The sequence below is a fragment of the Rhodospirillaceae bacterium genome, from assembly GCA_016712715.1.
Taxonomy (GTDB): Bacteria; Pseudomonadota; Alphaproteobacteria; order Dongiales; family Dongiaceae; genus Dongia.
This window is the reverse complement of the sequence record JADJQM010000001.1, coordinates 1,788,591-1,808,535: the sequence shown is the minus strand read 5'-3', so window position 1 is coordinate 1,808,535 and position 19,945 is coordinate 1,788,591. Positions and strand designations below refer to the sequence as shown.

Below are 19,945 nucleotides of genomic sequence, written 5' to 3'. Positions count from 1 at the left end.
TTTGTCATACCCGCGAAAGCGGGCATCCATGGAACGGGTTGCCGGGTCGATGGACTCCCGCTTTCGCGGGGGTGACAAAAAAGCAGCGGGAACTAGAACACCACCTGCGTCGCCGTTGCCAGTTCCGCCATCGGGATGTGGCAGGCGATGCGGTGACCGGCGGGGGAGACTTGTTCCGCGGGTGGCGTGTCGTCGCAGATGGAGCCCACCTTGCGCGGGCAGCGCGTCGCGAAGGGGCAGCCCTTGGGGCGGTTCTGCGGGCTGGGGATATTGCCTTCGAGGATGATGCGGCGTTGCTTGACGTCCGGATCCGCGATCGGCACCGCCGACATCAGCGCTTCCGTATAGGGGTGGTAGGGCGGCGCGAACACATCCGTGACCGAGCCATATTCCATCACCTTGCCGAGATACATGACCGCGACATGGTCGGCGAGATAGCGCACGACCGAGAGATCATGGGAGATGAAGAGCAAGGTCGAGCCGCGCTTCTTCTGGATATCGACCAGCAGGTTGATGATGGCGGCCTGCACGGAGACGTCGAGAGCCGAGACCGGCTCGTCCGCCAGGATCAATTCCGGCTCGCCGGCGAGCGCCCGGGCGATGGCGACGCGCTGCTTCTGGCCGCCGGACAATTGGCGCGACTTGCGGCTGGCGAATTCCAGCGGCAGGTTGACGGTCTTCAACAATTCGTCGACCTGGCCGCGCGCTTCCTTGCCGCTGATGCGCTTCAGCTTGGAGATCGCCCGTTCCATGACATAGCCGATGGTATGGCTGGGATTGAGCGTGCTTTCCGGATTCTGGAACACCATCTGGATCGAGCGCTTGGTATCGCTATCGCGGTCCTCGACCGCGGTATTGCCGATGTCCTTGTCGGCCAGGATCACCTTGCCGCCGGTCGCGAGTTCGATGCCGGTGAGGACCTTGGCGAGGGTCGACTTGCCGCAGCCGGATTCGCCGACGATTGCCAGGGTTTCCGATTTCCGGGCAGCCAACGTGATGTCGTCGACGGCATGGACATCATACCCGGTCGAGCCGAACATGCCGATCGCCTGATGATAGGTCTTCTTGACGTGGTCGAGGCTGAGGATCGCCGGCTGCGACGTGAACTCGTTGGCGGCCGCATCGGCCGTGCCGGCGCCCGGACGTGCATGCTTGGGCACTCGGCCATCCGCACGCATTTCACCCGGTGCTGGCCGCTGGCCCGGTAGGTCGAGGTGGGAATGGCCCCAGCGGTGCAACGCGGACCATCGGCATCCGGACAACGGGGGGCAAAGATGCAGCCCGGCGGCCGGTTGAGGATCGGCGGGACCTGGCCCGGAATGGCGCTCAAGGGCCGCGAGCGCTTGTCGGCGTTGAGCGTCGGGATGCAATTGAGGAGACCGCGTGTATAGGGATGGCGCGGATCGCGAAACACCTCGCCGATGGGACCCTCTTCGACCAGCTCGCCCGCATACATGACGCCGATGCGGTCGCAGATGCGCACGACGGTGCCGAGATTGTGGCTGATGAAGACGATCGAGCTGTTGCGCGTACGGCGCAACTGCGCGACGAGGTCGAGCACAGCGGCTTCGACCGTCACGTCGAGACCGGTGGTCGGCTCGTCCATCACCAGCAGCGACGGCTCCGACATCAGCGCCATGGCGATCACCACGCGCTGCTGCTGGCCGCCGGACAATTGATGCGGATAGCGCGTCATGATGCGCGCCGGGTCCGGCAGATTGACTTCCTCCAGCATCTGCAAGGCGCGCTTATACGCCTGATCCTCGCTGATATTGGAATGGATGAGGGGCACTTCCATCAGCTGCTTGCCGATCGGGATGACCGGGTTGAGGCTGCTCATCGGGTCCTGATAGACCATGGCCATGCGGCCACCGCGCAGCTTGCGCAACTCCTCGTCGGACATCCTGGTCATGTCCTGGCCTTCGAACAGGATCTGACCGCCGGTGACGCGGCCGGCACCACCCAGATACTTCATGATGGCAAAGGCCACCGTCGACTTGCCGCAGCCGGATTCGCCCACCAGACCCAGGGCTTCGCCTTCATAGAGCGTCAGGCTGATATTGGGCACGACCTTGAGCTCGCCGGCGCGGACGAAGTAGGAGATCGAGACATTGCGCAATTCCAGGATCGGTTTGCGCGTCTCGGTCCTGGCTTCGATCGTCGCGGCGGCGCTGGTGCTCATCGGTGCGCGTCCTTCATTCACTTAGTCGCGGATGCTGATCTCGCGCATGCCATCGGCCAGCAGGCTGAGGCCGACCACGAGCGATGAAATGGCGGCGGCGGGAAACAGCGACATGTGCGGATAGATGCTCATCATCGCATAGGTCTCCTTGACCATGCCGCCCCAATCAGGATCGGGCGGCGGCAACCCCAGGCCGAGAAAGCCGAGGACGCCGATGGCGATGGTGGTGTAGCCGAGACGGAGGCACGCATCGACGATGAGCGGCCCGCGGGCGTTGGGCAGGATTTCCACCAGCATGATGTAGAGCGCCGATTCACCGCGCATCTTGGCGGCCGCTGCATATTCGCGTTCGCGCAGTTCCAGGGTCATGCCGCGCACGATGCGGGTGATCTGCGGCGATGAAATGACGATGACGGCGATGACGATGTTGATGGCCGAGGGACCCAGCTTCATGATGACGATGATGTAAAGCACGATCGCCGGGAAGGAGAGCACGATGTCTGAAATGCGGTTGATGAGATCGTCGACCCAGCCGCGATAGTAGCCGGCCATCAGGCCCATCATGCAGCCGATCGCATAGGCACAGAGCACCGCGATCGGTGCCACCTGGAACACCGTGCGTGACCCCCAGATGATCCGCGAGAGAATGTCGCGGCCGGAATTGTCCGTACCCAGCCAATGCGCGGCTGTGGGCGGCGACATCAGCGCTTCCATGTCGTTTGCATTGGGATCATAGGGCGAAATCAACGGCGCGAAGATCGCGACGAAGACCCAGAACAGGACCAGGAACGCGCCGACCATGCCGACCGGCGATTCCTTCAGCAGTCGAATGCGGTTCCAGGTGAGGGCGATGATACCGTCGTTAGACATCTTGCCCTGCCTTAGCTGAAGCGAATGCGCGGGTTGAGCATCATGTAGCCGAGATCGCCGGCGATCTGCGTGCTGACCGAAATCAGCACGGCAAACAAGGCCGCGGCTTCGACGACGGCAACGTCCTGGGCAAGGGCCGCTTCCAGCAGCATGCGGCCGAATCCGGGATAGGCGAACACCGCCTCGACCACCACGACGCCGGTGACCAGGTAATTGATCTGCAGCAGGATCACGGTGAAGGGCGCGATCATGGCATTGCGCAAGGCGTGCTTCAGGATGACGGCGCGGAAGTTCAAGCCCTTGAGGACGGCGGTGCGGATATAGGGCCTTGTCATCACCTCGACCATCGAGGCGCGGACCATGCGCACGACATAGCCGAGGTCATAGAGCACCATCACCGCCACCGGCAGGATGAGCTGCTGCCAGAGCGACCATCCTGTCCCGGTTTCGAGCGGGGAGGTGCCCGGCAGCCAGGCCAGCCAGATGACGAAGATGGAGGCCAGAAACACGCCGGAGGCAAATTCCGGAACCGAGGTGGTGACGATGCTGGCAACCGAAATGGTCCGGTCGAGCATGGAACCTTCACGCATGCCGGCGGCGATGCCGAGGATGATGGAGAGCGGCACGATCACGGCAAAGGCGGTTCCTGCCAGCAGCAGTGTGTTGCCGAGGCGATCCCAGATGATGGCGTTGACCTCGGTCTTGTACAGCGTCGAATAGCCGAGATCGCCGGTGAGCGTATTGCCCAGCCACTCGCCATAACGGACGATGACGGGGCGATTGAGGCCCATCTCTTCGGTCAGGATGTCGACCTGGTTCTGGGTCGCGAAGGGCCCGAGGACCTTCCGTGCGACCTGACCCGGCGTGAATTCGAACGCGGCAAAGACCAGCGCCGAAACCACCAACATCGTGAAGGCAAGCAAAGCTATACGCTTGGACAGAAATGCCAGCATGTCCCCTCAGCCATCCCTGAGCCCTCAACCCGATACCGGGTCCCGATCTTTGCCGGGAAGTAGCTCTTGTCACCAACTAAAGCATAAAAGCTTGACCTTGCCAGCCTCTAATATCGAATAGTGGCATAACTGCCAGTAACTGGGCGCATGGCTGGATTCATTGGGAATTGTCAGGACATCGTCCCTGACCGTTCAAAAAGGTACTGGGCCACGGCCAAATCCTCATGACCGCCACCGCCGGATTTGAACCAGGTGATCTCATCGGCGGATTGTCGCCCCGAAGCGCCGTCCCGGTTGAGGTCGAACATGTCGATGAAATCCCCAGCGGTCGCGAGGCCGGCCGCGATCGGTTGACAGACATCGCCGACCACATCGATCGTGGTGAGGCGCGCATCAATGTAGTGGCGCGGGGCGCGGATGAACGCATTGTCGTCAGCCTCGCGCATATCGGGCAGATAGCCGCCCACGAGATCGAGGTGGCAGCCCGGTTTCAGCCAAGCGCCCAGAATGATTGGGGCGGTCGCGCGGGTCGCTGTCGATATGATGTCGGCCTGCCGTGCGGCGGCGGCAAGGTCGGTGGTGATCTCGACCGGCAAGCCGCGCGCGCGGAGCGGCGCAGCGTCCAAGGTTTCCGGCCGCCGGTTCCACCACAGCACGCGCCGGATCGGGCGTGTCGCGCAATGCGCTGCGATGAGGTGGGGCGCCAGGGCACCTCCTCCGCAGACCAGCAAAGTGGCCGCATTGGGCCGGCTGAGAAGATCGGCCGCCATGGCGGAGTTGGCAGCGGTCTTCACCAAGGTGAGGGCGGCGCCGTCCAGCGTCGCGATGGCGGCGCCTGTCTTGCCCTCGAACAGGGCATAGAGGCCCTGTACCGCCGGCAGATCGCGCGCCGGATTGTCCGGGAAGACGCTCACCAGCTTGATCCCGAAATAGCTGTCATAGGTCCAGGCCGGCAGCAGCAGCCAATCGTTCTGCGTGCCCGTGGCGGTGGTCTGGCCCAACAGCATCCGGTCGAGCACATCGACACCGCGCCTGTTGATGGCCTTGAGGGCGGCAATCAGGCCCGGATAGTCGGCCAGCGCATGGATCCGGTCGGCGTCGAGATGCTGCATGGTCAGAGCGTCAAGGCGAGGCGTCGGCCTTCGAAGATCGCCGCCGCGGCATGGCGCGGTGCCAGGCAATCGCCGATCGCATGATGGCCGAGGCCTGCACTTTCCAGCTCCGCCTGCAGCGCACTGTCGGCGGTGTTGGTGGTTGCCAGCACCAGGGAGTCGAAGGGCAAGCGCTGCTCGACGCTCGTCGACAGGTCGCGGATCGTCGCGGCGTCGCCATGCCATTCCAGGATGACGGAATCGGTGATGAAGGTGACGCCGAGCTTCTTCAGGCGGGAACGCATCGGAAAATCGGCGGCGGTCCGCGCCAGGTCACGGCCGACATAGGCATCGCCGGTGAGCAGCGTGACGGTGTGGTCCTTCTCGGCCAGATGCCAGGCGGTGCCGGGGCCGCGCCAATTGCAGGCATCATCAAGCAACAGCACGCGCTTGCCGAGCCGTGCCTCGCGCCGCAGGACATCTTCCACCGACCAGACATTGGCGCCTTCGACGCCTGGCAGCGTATCGCGATGGGCGAGGCTGCGCTGCCAGCCGCTCATGCTGGGCTGAGAACCGGTGGCGAGGACAATCTCATCGGCGCCGATGTCGGCGATATCCGCCTGTTCGAGATAGGTGTTGGTGCGGATCTCGACCTGCAGCTTGGTCAACTGGCCTTCATACCAGCCGATGAGGTCGGTGATCTGGCCACGGCGCGGCTGCAGGCCGGCAAGGCGGAACTGTCCGCCCAGTTTGTCGGTGGCTTCCGCGAGGATCACATGATGGCCGCGTTCGGCAGCAACACGTGCCGCCTCCAGGCCGCCAGGACCGCCGCCGACCACAAGCACCTTCTTGGGTTTGGGCGCCGGCGTGAATGTATCGCCGCCCCATTCGAACTCGCGGCCGGCTGATGGATTGATGAGGCAGGAGATCCAGTAATCGCGCGACCGCCGGCCCCAGCACATCTGGTTGCAGGAAATGCAACCGCGCACATCCTCCGGTCGGCCCGCCTTGGCCTTGTTGGCAAGATGCGGGTCGGCGATTTGCCCGCGCACGATGCTGACCGTGTCCGCCTGGCCGGAGGCGATGACATAATCGGCATTCTCCGGCGTGCGGATATGGCTTTCCGCCTGGACGCGCACGGTCTTCAGTGCCGCCTTCATCGCCTCGGCGAAAGGTGCCCCCATCTTGTCTTCATAGACGAAGGGCGGAATGATCTTGGTGAAGTCGAAATAACTGCCGGTGCCCAGGGTGATGTAGTCGTAGAGACCGCGCGCCTCATGCCATTGCGCGATCTCGATTTGCTGCTCGATGCTGAGGGCCGCCGGACTGCCGGGATCGAGGCTGATCGCCATGCCGATGATGAAATCCTCACCCACCTTGCGGCGCAAAGCGGTCAGAAGATCGCCTGAGAACTTCATGCGCTTTTCGAACGAGCCGCCATAGGCGTCGTCGCGGCGGTTGGCCTGGGCCGACCAGAACTGCTCGATGATGGCATTGTAGGCGGCCATCAGTTCGATGCCGTCATAGCCGGACGCCTTGGCGCGGCCGGCGGCGGCGGCGAAATCGCTGATCGTCTGCTCGATCTCGGCCACACTCATGCGGTGACTGCCATCGCTGTCATGCATGGACGGCGCGCCGGAGGGCGAATGGGCGGCTTCGAAGGAATTGTCCCAGTCGCCATGGGCGCCGACATGATAGAGCTGCTGGATCATCACCGTGCAAGGCGCGTGGCAGGCATCGGTGATGCGGCGGAAATGGGGAATGACGCCGTCGTCATTGGGCGGAAATTGCCGCGCGTCAGAACGGCGGCCTTGTTGACCGGTACCGGCTCGACCACGATCATGGCCGCCCCACCGCGAGCGCGCTCGCGGTAATAGCCGAGATGCCGATCGCTGGGCCAGCCGTCGACGCTCATGTTCGCGGTATGCGCGCCAAAGACGATGCGATTCTTCAGCGTCTTGTGACGCAGGGTGAGCGGCTGGAAGAGGTGCGGGAAGGGCTGCGACATCTGCGGTCTCTGGCTCTGCTCTGGCTGGTGCCAGATTGGTTGGCCGGGGCGCGCGGTGTCAAGCGGCGATCAGGCGGTCCTGGCCGTCGCCTGCATGCCGAGCGACCATTGAATGCCGGCCAGATGCTGCTGGTCATGGCTGCACAGAAAATGGATGAGGCCCTGCACGGTGACGGGGCCATAGCCTTCGAAGGTTCCGCGCCGCGCGAGGTCCATGGGTGTGACTGCATCCAGCAGCTTCATCGTGCGCGCCCTGCCGTTTTCGAAAGCAGCCAAAGCAGTACCGATCTCAGTCTGGTCATAGCGCCGGCTCTCAACCAGGGCATAGCCGTCGATCGAGGGCAGGAAGGGATCCACCTCGCGCAGCAGACTTTCGAAGCGCTGGATGTAACCGTCAATCTCGATATCGCGCACATGACAGATCTGTTGGCGGATGGTCAGCATCTCGCTCGGGATCCCATCCCAGCTCAGCGGTCGCCAATCCACCGCCTCGGCCGGGGTATCCGTCAGATAAGCGCGCAGCACCGACGGAAAAGCGCGCAGCGATTGCAGTGTGTTGGCGAGATGGTCCACGGCAGAGATCAGTCGATGAAGGGGGATTGGGCCGGCAGTTCGCCACCCGCTTCCTTGACGGCACGGGCATAGGCGCGCGGGCTTTTGTAGGGGCCGGTCTTGACCATGTCCTTGGGTGTGGCCGCGCGTACCTCAGCCGTGCCCGGCATGACCTTGAGGAAGCCGCCTTCCTTGCCGATGAGCAGGATCGGCTTCTTGTAGCGGGTCGAGATGCGGCGATGATTGGCGGAATGACGCTTCATCGCGTCCTTTTCCTCGGCGTCGCGGGCAAAGACGTATTCATAGGCGTCGATGAATTCCTTGACGAAGTCGCGCTCGACCACCTGCATGTTGGAGATGAGCCAGCAGCGATCGGCAAAGATCCAATAGGTGCCAAGGCCAAGCAACTCGCCCTTCCTGTCGAAATAGGGATAGAAGGGAAAGGCGCGGCAGGCGAGCGTCCGGTTGTCACGCTCGCAAAATCGGGCCCCCTTGCATTCGATGGCCCGGCAATTCTTGTGCAGTTCGTCGACGATCTTGCGCGCCGTCGCATCGGTCGGCTTGTAGCGATGCCACAGATCGGTGCGGCTTTTCAGCAGGTCGAACTCCGGCTTGTCGACCACGGGAATAGCATGTTTGGTGTCGCAGCAGACCGGCTGGCCCTCGTTCAGCGGGGCACAGAAACGACCGCAATCGAAGCGAGAGACATTCGCCTGAAAGCGGTCATAGACCGTCTTGAAATCCTCCGGCTGCATATCTTTGGTCATAACATCTTTACCTTGGCTTTTTATAGTAGGAGCCGGAATACGAGTGGACGCACACGCGCTTATGCGATTTATGCTTTGCCGCCGACTCGAAATCCAGTTAAGAATGAGCAGGTTAGCATGGTTTTTTGGCGCGAGTCTGTATTCCGCCGAGAGCGAAGGAACTGAAAAAAATCATGGCCCGTTTCTGGGTAATCGGCGGCGCATATGCCGATACGAACTTTGATCGCATTCAAGAGGGCGGCAAGGAAGAGCGGATCGGCCCCTTTGCTACCTATGACGAGGCAAAGGCAGCCTGGCAGAAGCGCGCCTGGGAGACAGTGGATCAGGCACATGCCCGCTTCCGGATCGAGGAAGAGGGTGGCGATATCTGCTTCTGGGTGGTTGGTGGGCCCTATTGCGACACGACCTTTACCGAGCCGGCGCCGGGTGGCGGCGAGCAGTGGTTTGGCCCTTTCGACACCTATGAGGATGCCAAGACGGCCTGGTCGCGCCACGCCTGGTCGACCGTCGACGACGCGATGTGCCGCTATCGCATCGAAAAGCTGGCCAAGGGCGAGCATCCCAAATCCGGGAAAGCGCACTGATCCGGCCATGGCGAATCCCGGCGATTTCTGGGTCGAGGTGATCGGCATTGTTGCCGCCTGCTTGACCACCTTCAGCTTCCTGCCGCAAGCCTTGCGCATCTGGCGCAACGGTTCGGCCAGAGACGTCTCACTCACCATGTATCTCATGATGTTTGCCGGCCAGATTCTGTGGCTGACCTATGGTGTCGTCATCGGCTCTGCCTCATTGATTCTCGCCAATGTCAGCGCCCTGCTGCTGGTGGGATCGGTCCTGCTGCTGAAACTGCGCGACCGGGCCGCCGCGGCTAGATAGAAGCGCGCGCCGCCAGACGTTGCACCATGGCCGGCTTGGGCTGGCTGACTTCACCACTGAAATAGCCAAGGACCGTGAGGCCGAATTCCTGCGCCAGACGCAGCAACTCGGCGGGCGCCAGCAGGAAGGCCGGTTTGCTGGGCCGGCCGAAGCGCTCATTGCCTGCGGCGAAGGTCTCGTAGATCAGCAGGCCACCCGGTGCCAGGGCGGAAACCAGCTGCGGCAGCAGGGGGCGGTGCAGGTAATTGGTGACGACGATTCCGGCAAAGCGCCGGTCACCCAGTGGCCAGGGCGAGCCATCCTCCAGATCGGCGGAAATGATCTCGGCCCCCACGCCCCCCAGCGCTGCCAGCGCCGTGACGTCTCGGTCGAGTGCCACGACCGGATGGCCCAGCCCGCGCAGGAAATGGGTATGTCGTCCGCTGCCGGCGGCAAGGTCGAGGACGCAGCCGGCAGGATCGATCCGGGCGCTGAACTGAACCACCCAGGGCGATGGCGGCGTGGTGGGCGCAACTGGCGTCAAATCACACTCATTTGTTAAAGGAGACGTTGAATGGTAGGGGTGAAGGGTAGCATTTCCAAGGCTCGCCTCTATATTCTTAAGACTTGTCGGCGAGAATAGGTCGATCGGGATTGGCGCGGCTGTTGCATGGGATGACCGCGCATAAGAGGCAGTGACGATGATTGTGTTTCAGCTCAATTGTGGCAAAGGCCACAGCTTCGACATCTGGTTCAAGGACGGCAACACGGCCGACCGCCAATTGGCGCGTGGCATGGTGGAATGCCCCGAATGCGGCGACCGCAAGGTCGGCAAGGCGCTGATGGCGCCGAGGATTGGGGCCAAGGGCGACAAGGCGCCGGCGCAGAACATGGCGGTATTGGCCAGCAACATGCGCGCGCAGCTCGCCGAGGTGCGTCGCCAGGTCGAAGAGAATTGCGACTATGTCGGCGACAAGTTCGCCGAGGAAGCGCGCAAGATCCACTATGGCGAAGCCGATGCGCGCGGCATTTTCGGTGAAGCGAATGAAGACCAGCACCGTGAGCTCGCGGAAGAAGGCATCGAAGTCGCACGCATTCCCTGGCTGCCCAGAGATGACGCCTAGGGAGATGACGCCTAGGCGACAACGCCTAGCGGCGCCTCACGCTATTTGATCCAATCGACGATGTGATCTTCCGGTTCGCCGGCGCGGGTTTCCGAGATCGCGCGCTTGCGCACGGAGATGCCGGCTTGGTGCACGGTCTTGGGATCGCCCGAGACCAGCGGATGCCACCAGGGCAGATCCTGCTTCTGATGGACCAGCTTATATGCGCAGGTTTCCGGCAGCCAATCGATGCGGCCGAGACTGCGCGGATTGAGCTGCACGCAATCCGGCACGATCTCCTTGCGATGGGCGTAGTCCTTGCAGTGGCAGTTGCGCAGGTCTAGCTGCTTGCAGGCGACATTGGTGAACAGCACCTGATTGGTGTCGGCATCGCGCAGCTTGACGAGGCAGCATTTGCCGCAGCCGTCGCACAGACTCTCCCATTCCGACGGCGTCATCTTGGAAAGGGGCGTCGTCTTCCAGAAAGGCTCCTTGGCGGAAGCCTTGGTCACGAGGCCTTGTTGCGACGGATGAACTCGCCGATGGCCGGGCTGATGCGCTCGCGCCAGGAACGGCCGCTGAAGAGGCCGTAATGACCGACCTTCTCTTCGGTGAGCTGGAGCCGCAGCTTGTCCGGGATGCGCGCGCAGAGCTCATGCGCTGCGTGGCATTGGCCCGTTCCCGTGATGTCGTCGCGGCCGCCTTCGACGGTCATCAAGCCGACATTGCGCATGGCGCCGGGATCGACCAGATGGCCGCGATGCTTGAGCGTGCCCTTCATCAGGGCGTGTTCCTGGAAAACGATGCGAACCGTGTCGAGATAGAACTGCGCGTCGAGATCCATCACCGCGAGATATTCTTCGTAGAAACGGCGATGTGCCCGGGCAAAGCGATCGTCGCCCTTGGCATGGGCCCAGAGGAAATCGATATGCGCGCGGAGATGCCGATCAGGATTGAGCGACATGAAGCCGGTCAATTGCAGCAGGCCGGGATAGACGCGACGTCCAGCACCCGGATGGAGCGGCGGTACATTGTGAACGGCGGCTGCCTCGAAGGATGAGATCGAATGGGATTGCGCCAAACGCGTCACTTCGGTGGTGCCGCGCCGCGTATCGACCGGGCCGCCCATGATGATGAGGTTGCGCGGCGTGAAAGGGTCCTTTGCTTCGGCCATCAGGGCCGTGGCAACGATCGAGGCCGGTGCCGGCTGGCAGATCGCCAGCACGGTGACGCCGGTGCCGATGCTGCGGATGCAGCGGTGGAGCACGTCGACATAATCTTCGAAGCCGAAACGGCCGTCGCTCAAGGGTACTTCGCGCGCATCCTGCCAGTCCGTCACATAGACTTCATGGGAGATCGCTAGACTCTCGATCGTGTCGCGGACCAGAGTGGCAAAGTGCCCGGAGAGGGGGGCCACCAGGAGGACCTTCGGATCCTTGCGAGGCTTTGCCAGAACGCGTTCGAAATGAACGAGGCGGCAGAAGGGCTCGCCATGGATCAGCTTCTCGGCGATGGCGACGGTCTGCCCGTCGATCTCCACGCTGTTGATGCCGAATTCAGGGCGCCCATGGCGCCGCGCGGAGCGCGCCATGATTTCCCAGGCCGCGGCACCGGCTCGGTGCAACGTGGTCTCGGCGAGCGGATTGCCTGGATGCGCCAGCAAATTGCGCCACGTGTCGGCGGCGATGCGGAATGGCGTCAGGGCGAGGTATTGAGCCTCTATGGCATGATAAAGCATATTAATTGTCCACGCTGCAGTGCGACATAAGGCAACCCTAACCCTGAGATGTGACCTAACTATTAAGCAGGACACCGGCCTCGACCGGCCATGTTAACCATATTGGCGCATCCATGGCGACAGAATCCGTGCCGATAATGGATCCGGGCGCGGCTGCGGCGAGCGCCTTGCGGTTCTGCAACGACACGGAGATCGGCGCCGTCCCTTCACGCCATTGGGCAAGAACGAGGCTGCGGTCGCCAAGATAGGAGCCGGCCAGGGCCTGCGCCTTGATGACATTGGCCGTGGATGAACCATTCCGCTGCGGCATGGTTGCGGTCGCGTCGATCTTTTCCGGGCGAACAGCGACGATGGCGGCTTGACCTGGCACTGATCCGGCACCGGCGGGGACACGCACATGCTGGCCGGGACCGATCTCCACTGCCGCGACCCCGTTGGCGATGCTGGCGATGCGCCCTTCAAAGAAGTTCATATTGCCGATGAAGCCCGCAACCTCGCGACAATTGGGCCGTTCGTAGAGGGAGGTCGCGGTATCGATCTGCAGGACCTTGCCACGTGCCATGACGGCAATGCGGTCGGAGAGCGACAACGCCTCCTCCTGGTCGTGGGTCACGAAGATGAAGGTGATGCCAAGGCTCTTCTGCAACTGGCGCAATTCGATCTGCATCTCCTCGCGCAGTTTCTTGTCGAGGGCGCCCAGCGGTTCGTCGAGCAACAGGACCTTGGGTTCGCAGACAATGGCGCGGGCCAGCGCCACCCGCTGGCGCTGACCACCGGAAATCTGGTTGGTGCGGCGATTGCCGAGACCTTCGAGGCGCACCATCTCCAACGCCTGGGTGACCTTCTTGGCGATGGTGGCCTTGTCGAAGCCGCGATTGATGAGGCCATAGGCGATATTCTCGGCGATATCGAGATGCGGGAAGATCGCATAGCTCTGGAACACCATGTTGGTCGGGCGCTGGTTCGGCGGGCGGATGCCCATGGGTTCGCCGTCGATGAGGATGTCGCCCTCGCTCTGTCGTTCAAAACCGCCAATCATGCGCAGCAAGGTGGTCTTGCCGCAGCCGGACGGACCCAGCAGCGAGAAGAACTCGCCAGGCGCGATATCGAAGGTGGCGGCATCGACCGCTGCGAAGCTGCCAAACCGCTTGGTAACGGCCTGAAGCGAGATCATGGGTCGGGGGTTGGTGGGTGGGGTCATGCCTGCCTCAGATAACAGATGAATCGCTGCCGGAAACGCCGCGGCGGCGCAGCCATTCGGCAAACACCACGAGCACGATCGAAACCATCAGAATGAGTGACCCCAGCGCCAGCACGTCGGGAATCTTGGAGGGGAAGCGCAGGCTGCTGAAGATGAAGATGGGCAATGTCGAATCGCTGCCGGCGAGGAAGAAGGCCAGCAGATACTCGTCGAACGAGGTAATGAAGCAGAGCAACAGGCTGGAGACGATACCCGGCATGACCAGGGGCAAGGTCACGCGCCGGAAGCTGCGCCACGCTGTGTCACCCAGGTCGCGCGAGGCTTCTTCTAGGCTGCGGTCGAAGCCCTCCATGCGCGCCATCAGCACCAGCATGGAAAGCGGCACGGTGATGAGGACGTGGGAGGCGCCGACGGTCCATAAGGAGAGGTCCATGTCGAGGCCCCGGCGCAGGATGACCAGGGTCGAGACGCCGATCACCATATATGGAATGACCAGCGGCAGCATGATGAGCGCGTAGATCGAGCGCCGGAACGGCAGGCGATAGCGGGTCATGGCACGAGCCGCCAGCAGCCCCAGAAAGGTACTCAGAATGGCGACGCCGATGCCGACCTTGACGCTGGCCCAGAGTGCCGATTGAAGGCTCGAATTGGCGAGCAGGTTCGCATACCATTTCAAGGTGAAGCCCTTGAACGGCAGGGTCACGTAGATGTTGTCGTTGAACGAGAACAGTGGCAGCAGCAGGACCGGCACATAAAGAAAGGCCAGGTACAGCACGGCGAAAAGCGAGAGCAGGTTGAGGTGCTTGCGGATCGTCTCCATGGTCTAGAGGTCCGCGGCCTTGAGGCGCTTGCGACCGATCGCGGCGAGGAACGCGCAGACCGCGAGCGTGATCGCCAGCATCATGATGCAGGAAAGGGCAGCGCCGAGCGGCGCATTGCTGGCCTTGCCGAACTGCGTGACGATGGAGTTGCCGATCATGATTCCGGACGTACCGCCGACCAGGGTCGGTGTGATGTAGTCGCCGACCGTCGGAATGAAGACCAGCAGGATGGCGGCGATCGTACCCGGCAGGGAGAGCGGGAAGGTAATGCGCCAGAAGCGCTTCCACTTTGAATCGCCGAGGTCGGTGGCGGCTTCGAGATAGGAGCGGTCGATCTTCTCCAGGCTGACATAGATCGGCAGCACGGCATAGGCGGCCCAGGCATGGGCCAGCGTGATGGTGACCGAGGTCGGGTTGTAGAGCAGGAATTCAAGCGGCTTGTCGATGAGACCCACGGCCTTCAGGCCGGAATTGATCACGCCATTGAAGCCCAGGATCACCTTCCAGGCGAAGATGCGCAGCAGATAGCTGGTCCAGAAGGGCACAGTCAGCAGGATGATCCAGATGAGCTTGGCGCGTTCGATGCGGAAGGCCATGAAATAGGCCATGGGATAGGCGAGCAGCACGACGGCGATGGTGGCTGTAAGCGACATCCACAGCGATTTCACGATCAGGATGCGATAGAGGGCACCCTCCGGCGTAAACAGCACACGGTAATTGTCGAGCGTCCAGGTGGCCTCGATATTGAAGCCGGTCTGGGTCCAGAAGCTGACGACGATAATACCCACCAGCGGCACCACCATCATGCCGATGACGATGAGGAGCGTCGGGGCGATCAACCAGAAACCGTCCAGCCATTCGGGCCGGGCGGTTATGGCGACGGCGTCGGTCGCGGGGAAATTCAAAGCTGCCTGTGTGCTCATGTCATCGAAGCCGGGAGTGACAGGGATGGAACCAGCCACCGAGGCAGCCGGTTCCATCCCAAGTCAATGCCGTGGCCGGATCAGGCGCCGGCCTTCACTTCCTCGAACAGCTTCTGCACCTTGTCGACATTGAGTGTCGGCTGCTGGAAGATGCCCTGACCGAAGAACTGGGTCGGATCCTTCGGCAGGCCACGCTCGGCCAGGATCTTTTCCTCGACCAGATCGAAGGATTTGGCGTTCGAATGGCCGTAGCCCTGTGCCTCGATCAGCCATTTGCCCCCTTCCGGCGAAATCATGGCATCGATGAGGTCATAGGCCTTGTCGGGATGCGGTGCGTCCTTGGTCATGACCAGGCCACAGCAATAGCTCATGATGCCTTCCTTCGGGTTGGCATACTTGATGTTGACGCCTTGGCCGGTGAGCGTCACGACCGAGCTGTTCCAACCGGTGGCAGCAACCAGTTCGCCAGACGCCAGGGCCTGTTCGACGGCGGAGTTGCTGTCCCAATAGAAGCGCATCAGCGGCTTCTGCTTCACCAGCAGTTCCTTGGCCTTGACCAGTTCCTCATCGGTCAGATTGAACGGATCCTTGACGCCGAGCACGATGCCAGCGATGGCCACGGATTCGGTGGCGTCTGCCGCCATCGAGAGCTGGCCCGCATAGCGCTCGTCCCACAGCATGGTCCAGGATTCTTCCTTTACGTCGAAGAGATCCGGGCGGTAGAGGATCGAGGTATTACCCCAATCGACGGGAATGAAGAACTGCTCGCCCTTGTCGCCTTGGGCATAGGGGAGCTTCTTAAGGCTTTCGAAGAGATTGCCCCAGTTGCTGAGGCGGCCGGTATCGATCGCCTGCAGGACATCGGCTTCGCGCCAGCGCTGGAGATCGAGATTGCAGGGATGCACGACATCGACCTGGAAACCGCTGCGCACCTTGGTCAGTGCTTCCTCGACATCGCCAAAGACCGGACCTTCCGGCTCGGCGCCGTGCTTGGCGGTGTAGCCGGGATGGAAACCTGGATCGTTATAACCTTCCCAGGTGAAATAGATGGCTTCGCCATCCGCGGCCTTGGCACGGCCGACTGGCAGCATGGTCATGGTGAGGCCCGCGGCCGTCAGCATCTGCAGAATGTCGCGGCGCGACATGCGACCCGCTTTCATGGCATTCAGGAAATCTTGGTTGTCCATCACGTAACTCCCTCCTGTCCCGGTTTGAGTCTTCTTGTTTTGTGCCGGTGTTGGGGGCCGGCACCTTATTATTCCTGTGTACAGCTAATCTTGCCATCGCCGGCACCGCACCGCAACTATGCTTCACCAGCAAAGGCGAATTCCGGCTAAAGATGTCGTGATCGACCTGGATCAGGAAAGACAAAATCGGTTGCGGCCGGTTGTTTTTGCTTTCCGACCGGTCAGAATTCCCCCATCACGCGATACTGTGGGCTCGGCGGGACCGGAAAGGTGTGGTCGTTGACGCCTGCGGGTGAGCAACGTCACTTTGTTGCGCGCATCGCATGCTTAAATCCATGCCGTCCGATCGGAGTCGCCGCCGGATTCTTGATATGAGGTTGAAATGACCACCAGACGGTGTTCGCAGTTTGTAGGCATTGTCGGTGTCCTGGTTGCCGTCTTTTTCGCCGCAGAGCGGATGGGCCGGGGACCAAGCTGTCGCCATCGTGGAGGACACCACCGGCACCATTGAGGGCGTCGAGCCCCTCGACCTGCTGTCGGAGGGACGGGAAATCTCGTTGCGGCCGGATAGCGGCCTCATCATCTCCTATCTCGATTCCTGCCAGCGCGAGAACATCCGGGGCGGCAAGATCGTGATCGGCAAGGCGCAATCCGATGTCACGGACGGCAACGTGTCCCGCAAGCGCATTTCATGCGACCCGGCCGCTTTGGCCCTCACGCCCGAGCAGGCCAATCAGAGCGCCACGCTGGTGTTCCGGCCAGCGCCGCTTGAGGACGGCGTGAAGTTCGTCATGGGCACACGCCGGCCGGTGGTCATCGCCGGCGACCTCAAGGACGTGCTGATCGAAGACCTTCGCAAGCCTGGCACGACATGGTCGGTCGTGGTGGTGAATGGCGTCGCCGATCTCACCGCCGACCGCAGAATTCTGGATAGAGGCGGTCATTATCGCCTTGTCGGTGGCGGTAGGACCTTGGTGTTCCAAATCGGGTTGGAAGCGACCGACGCGCCACTGCCCTTGCTCCTGCGCGTCATCCGCTTCTGACATTCAGTGGCAGTGCGCCGCCTTCTCTGATGCCAGCCCTTCCAGGATCGGGCAATCCGGGCGCTCGTCGCCATGGCAGTTCTGGGCAAGGTGTTTCAGCGCCGCCGCCATCTCCTGCATTTCGGCGATCTTGGCCTCCAGGGTTGCGACATGGGTGAGCGCCAGCTTCTTGACCTGGGAACTGGAGCGTTGCCGGTTGCGCCAGAGCGCCAGCAATTCGCGGATCGTCACCAGCGGGAAGCCCAATGACCTGGCGCGGTGGATGAAGCGCAGATTGTGGACATCCTGTTGACCATAAAGCCGATAATTTCCGTTGCTGCGCTGGGCCGCCGGCAGCAGGCCGATGCTTTCATAGTGCCGGATCATCTTGGCCGAGACGCCACTGGCCTTGGATGCAGCACCGATGCTGAGAGCGTCGCTCATTTGGGGCTCCAGCGATTGAGGGTGAGGGCGTTGGTCACGACCGCGACCGAGGACAGGGCCATGGCGCCACCGGCGATGATCGGGCTGAGATAGCCAAAGGCCGCGAGCGGTATGCCGAGCAGATTGAAGATGAAGGCCCAGGCGAGGTTTTCCTTGATCTTGCGACACGTGGCGCGGGCGAGGCCGATTGCCTGCGGCACCAGGGCCGGATCGCCGCGCATCAAGGCGATGCCCGCGGTCTCGATGGCGACATCGGTGCCGGTCGCCATGGCGAGGCCGAGATCGGCCGCGGCCAGGGCCGGCGCGTCATTGACGCCATCGCCCACCATGGCGACCTTGGCGCCATCCGCCTTCAACGCCGCGATGGCATGGGTCTTGTCGTCAGGCAGCAATTCGGCGCGGACATCGTCGAGGCCCAGTTCGACGGCGATCCTGGCGGCCGCACCCTTATTGTCGCCGGTCAACATCAGCGACCGGATGCCCAAGCCGTGCAGCGCGGCGATGGCGCCCCGCGCGGTTGGCCGCAGCTGGTCGGCAAAGGCGAAGAGGGCGAGGAGACGCGGCTGTTTTCCTGTCTCGGCGAGATAGGAAATGGTGGCGCCGTCCTGCGAATGACGCGCTGCTGCCGCGGCAAGGGGCGATATGTCGAGACTGGCTTCCAGCATCATCTTCGGCGTGCCGAGGACGTACTGACTGGGGCCGATGCGGGCGGTGACACCACGTCCGGCGACGACACGGGCATCTGCCGCGCGCGGAAGGTCCATGCCTGCAGCTGCCTGGCGCAGCGCGTCGGCCAAGGCATGGGTGCTGCCCGCCTGCAACGCAGCGGCCAGGGTCAGGACGGCCTTGCCGTCTTCGCCTGGCATCGGCTCCGTGGCGAGCAGGCGCGGCTTGCCCTCGGTCAGGGTCCCGGTCTTGTCGAAAGCGACGATCGTGATATCACCGGCGGTCTCGAGTGCCGCCGCATCGCGAATGAGGATGCCGCGCTTCGCCCCAGCGCCGACGCCGACCATGATCGCCGTCGGTGTGGCAAGGCCCAGCGCACAGGGACAGGCGATGACCAGGACAGCCACAGCATTGATCAAGGCAGTTTCGATGCCGGCACCGGCCAGCAGCCAGCCGCCGATGGTGATCAAAGCGACCAGCAGCACGATCGGCACGAAGATCGCCGAGACGCGGTCGGCCAGGCGCTGGATCGGCGCCTTGGCACCTTGCGCCGCGGTGACCATGCGAATGATACGGGCCAATGTCGTCTCCGCCCCCACGGCGGCGACCGTGATTTCAAGCGCACTCATGCCGTTCACCGAACCACCGATGACGCGGTCGCCTGGGGCCACGGCGCGTGGGCTGCTTTCACCGGTGATGAGCGATTCATCGATCTCGCTTTCGCCCAGTGTGATCTTGCCGTCTGCCGGAATGCGCTCGCCGGCGCGAATGAGGGCGACGTCGCCGGTGAGCAATTGCTGCAGGGGAATGTCGCTTTCGATCCCATCGCGGCGCACCCGGGCCTGGGCCGGCCACAGGGCGTTAAGGGCGCTGAGCGCGGAGAGCGTGCGCTTCTTGGCGCGTTTTTCCAGCCATTTGCCGAGGCGCACCAGCACGATGATGACGGCGGCAGATTCGAAATAGAGATGATGGGGATTGATCGCCATCATATAGAGGCTGAGGCCGAAGGCGGCGCTGGTGCCCAAGGCCACCAGCAGGTCCATGTTGCCGCTGAAAGCCCGGACCGCGCGCCAGGCGCCGAGATAGAAGGGCAGGCCTAGGCCGAACTGCACCGGCAGCGCAAGACCCAGCTGGATCCAGGGATCCAGCATCCACATGCCGCCCAGGGCCATTTCCAGGATCATCGGCGCCAGCAAAGGCAGGGTGAGTGCGGCACCCATGAGCAGGAACCAGGCCTCGTGATCGGGCTCCGCGCGTGCATCGTCGGATCGGACGCCGTAGCCGGCCTGCTCGATCGCCTTCGCGACAACTGCGCGGGTAACGGAGGGATTGCCGGTGACCAAGGCCACTTCGCTCGCCAGATTGACGTCGGCGGTGGCAATGCCGGGCAAGCGGCGCAAGACCTTCTCGATGCGCGTGGCACAGGCGGCACAGGTCATACCCGTGACACCCAATCTCAGTTCGGTGTCGGCGCTGGTGGTCATGTTTGGCTCCTTCATACTCGCGCCACCCTCATATGCTCCTTCCAATCATGGGAAGGTCAAGGCGAAACAGGATGTGAC

At 62.6% G+C, this 19,945-nt stretch carries 18 protein-coding genes and 2 pseudogenes; 4 read left to right on the top strand and 16 right to left on the bottom strand.

All coding sequences use genetic code 11. The features are described from left to right. Positions 1-92 precede the first annotated feature (92 nt). From IPK59_08805 to IPK59_08775, 7 genes and pseudogenes are all read right to left on the bottom strand, one after another. Positions 93-2,182 (bottom strand): annotated as a pseudogene (locus tag IPK59_08805) (ABC transporter ATP-binding protein). A 21-nt stretch (positions 2,183-2,203) separates the two neighbouring features. Further along, positions 2,204-3,052, bottom strand: a complete 849-nt coding sequence (locus IPK59_08800) for an ABC transporter permease (GenBank protein ID MBK8158841.1) — start codon at positions 3,050-3,052, stop codon at positions 2,204-2,206. A gap of 11 nt (positions 3,053-3,063) precedes the next feature. Then, positions 3,064-4,005 (bottom strand): ABC transporter permease, encoded by a 942-nt coding sequence (locus IPK59_08795; GenBank protein MBK8158840.1) that lies wholly within the window; start codon positions 4,003-4,005, stop codon positions 3,064-3,066. 170 nt (positions 4,006-4,175) lie between these two features. Beyond that, positions 4,176-5,117, bottom strand: coding sequence for an ornithine cyclodeaminase (locus tag IPK59_08790; protein MBK8158839.1), 942 nt, complete (start codon positions 5,115-5,117; stop codon positions 4,176-4,178). 2 nt (positions 5,118-5,119) lie between these two features. After that, positions 5,120-7,104: pseudogene (locus IPK59_08785) on the bottom strand (FAD-dependent oxidoreductase). A gap of 69 nt (positions 7,105-7,173) precedes the next feature. Then, positions 7,174-7,686, bottom strand: a complete 513-nt coding sequence (locus IPK59_08780) for a DinB family protein (protein MBK8158838.1) — start codon at positions 7,684-7,686, stop codon at positions 7,174-7,176. Next, entirely contained in the window at positions 7,686-8,423 is a 738-nt protein-coding gene (locus IPK59_08775) for a hypothetical protein (GenBank protein MBK8158837.1), read from the bottom strand. The genes IPK59_08780 and IPK59_08775 overlap by 1 nt, the downstream gene beginning before the upstream one ends. 173 nt (positions 8,424-8,596) lie before the next feature. Between IPK59_08775 and IPK59_08770 the strand changes: the two genes are divergently transcribed. Together IPK59_08770 and IPK59_08765 are read left to right on the top strand one after the other, a co-directional pair. After that, positions 8,597-9,007: a DUF4170 domain-containing protein gene (locus tag IPK59_08770; GenBank protein ID MBK8158836.1), complete on the top strand. Its 411-nt coding sequence runs from the start codon at positions 8,597-8,599 to the stop codon at positions 9,005-9,007. 7 nt (positions 9,008-9,014) lie between these two features. Beyond that, positions 9,015-9,299: a SemiSWEET transporter gene (locus IPK59_08765; protein MBK8158835.1), complete on the top strand. Its 285-nt coding sequence runs from the start codon at positions 9,015-9,017 to the stop codon at positions 9,297-9,299. Here IPK59_08765 and IPK59_08760 read toward each other — a convergent pair. After that, positions 9,292-9,822, bottom strand: coding sequence for a class I SAM-dependent methyltransferase (locus IPK59_08760; protein MBK8158834.1), 531 nt, complete (start codon positions 9,820-9,822; stop codon positions 9,292-9,294). The genes IPK59_08765 and IPK59_08760 overlap by 8 nt on opposite strands. Positions 9,823-9,979: 157 nt before the next feature. On the opposite strand from IPK59_08760, the gene IPK59_08755 reads away from it, so the two are divergent. After that, a complete protein-coding gene (locus IPK59_08755; GenBank protein MBK8158833.1) occupies positions 9,980-10,402 on the top strand; it encodes a DUF1178 family protein in 423 nt (140 codons plus the stop codon). A 41-nt stretch (positions 10,403-10,443) separates the two neighbouring features. Here IPK59_08755 and IPK59_08750 read toward each other — a convergent pair whose 3' ends face one another. The 6 genes from IPK59_08750 to IPK59_08725 form a co-directional block, all read right to left on the bottom strand. Further along, complete coding sequence (locus IPK59_08750; GenBank protein ID MBK8158832.1) at positions 10,444-10,893, bottom strand: YcgN family cysteine cluster protein; 450 nt, start codon at positions 10,891-10,893, stop codon at positions 10,444-10,446. Beyond that, positions 10,890-12,119: a polyhydroxyalkanoate depolymerase gene (locus tag IPK59_08745; GenBank protein MBK8158831.1), complete on the bottom strand. Its 1,230-nt coding sequence runs from the start codon at positions 12,117-12,119 to the stop codon at positions 10,890-10,892. Before IPK59_08745 ends, IPK59_08750 begins: the two co-directional genes overlap by 4 nt. 55 nt (positions 12,120-12,174) lie before the next feature. Then, on the bottom strand, positions 12,175-13,320 hold the full coding sequence (locus IPK59_08740) for an ABC transporter ATP-binding protein (GenBank protein ID MBK8158830.1): 1,146 nt from the start codon (positions 13,318-13,320) through the stop codon (positions 12,175-12,177). A gap of 7 nt (positions 13,321-13,327) precedes the next feature. Then, positions 13,328-14,140 (bottom strand): ABC transporter permease, encoded by an 813-nt coding sequence (locus IPK59_08735; GenBank protein ID MBK8158829.1) that lies wholly within the window; start codon positions 14,138-14,140, stop codon positions 13,328-13,330. A gap of 3 nt (positions 14,141-14,143) precedes the next feature. Next, positions 14,144-15,064 carry an ABC transporter permease gene (locus IPK59_08730; protein MBK8158828.1) on the bottom strand — a complete coding sequence of 307 codons (921 nt, stop codon included), beginning with the start codon at positions 15,062-15,064 and terminating at the stop codon, positions 14,144-14,146. A gap of 80 nt (positions 15,065-15,144) precedes the next feature. Continuing rightward, the gene (locus tag IPK59_08725) at positions 15,145-16,251 is read right to left on the bottom strand and encodes an extracellular solute-binding protein (GenBank protein ID MBK8158827.1); all 1,107 of its coding nucleotides are present in this window, start codon (positions 16,249-16,251) and stop codon (positions 15,145-15,147) included. A 485-nt stretch (positions 16,252-16,736) separates the two neighbouring features. On the opposite strand from IPK59_08725, the gene IPK59_08720 reads away from it, so the two are divergent. Then, a complete protein-coding gene (locus tag IPK59_08720; GenBank protein ID MBK8158826.1) occupies positions 16,737-17,294 on the top strand; it encodes a hypothetical protein in 558 nt (185 codons plus the stop codon). A 3-nt stretch (positions 17,295-17,297) separates the two neighbouring features. Here IPK59_08720 and cueR read toward each other — a convergent pair whose 3' ends face one another. Continuing rightward, positions 17,298-17,717 carry a Cu(I)-responsive transcriptional regulator gene (gene cueR / locus IPK59_08715; protein MBK8158825.1) on the bottom strand — a complete coding sequence of 140 codons (420 nt, stop codon included), beginning with the start codon at positions 17,715-17,717 and terminating at the stop codon, positions 17,298-17,300. Continuing rightward, positions 17,714-19,867 carry a copper-translocating P-type ATPase gene (locus IPK59_08710; GenBank protein ID MBK8158824.1) on the bottom strand — a complete coding sequence of 718 codons (2,154 nt, stop codon included), beginning with the start codon at positions 19,865-19,867 and terminating at the stop codon, positions 17,714-17,716. Before IPK59_08710 ends, cueR begins: the two co-directional genes overlap by 4 nt. Positions 19,868-19,945 lie beyond the last annotated feature (78 nt).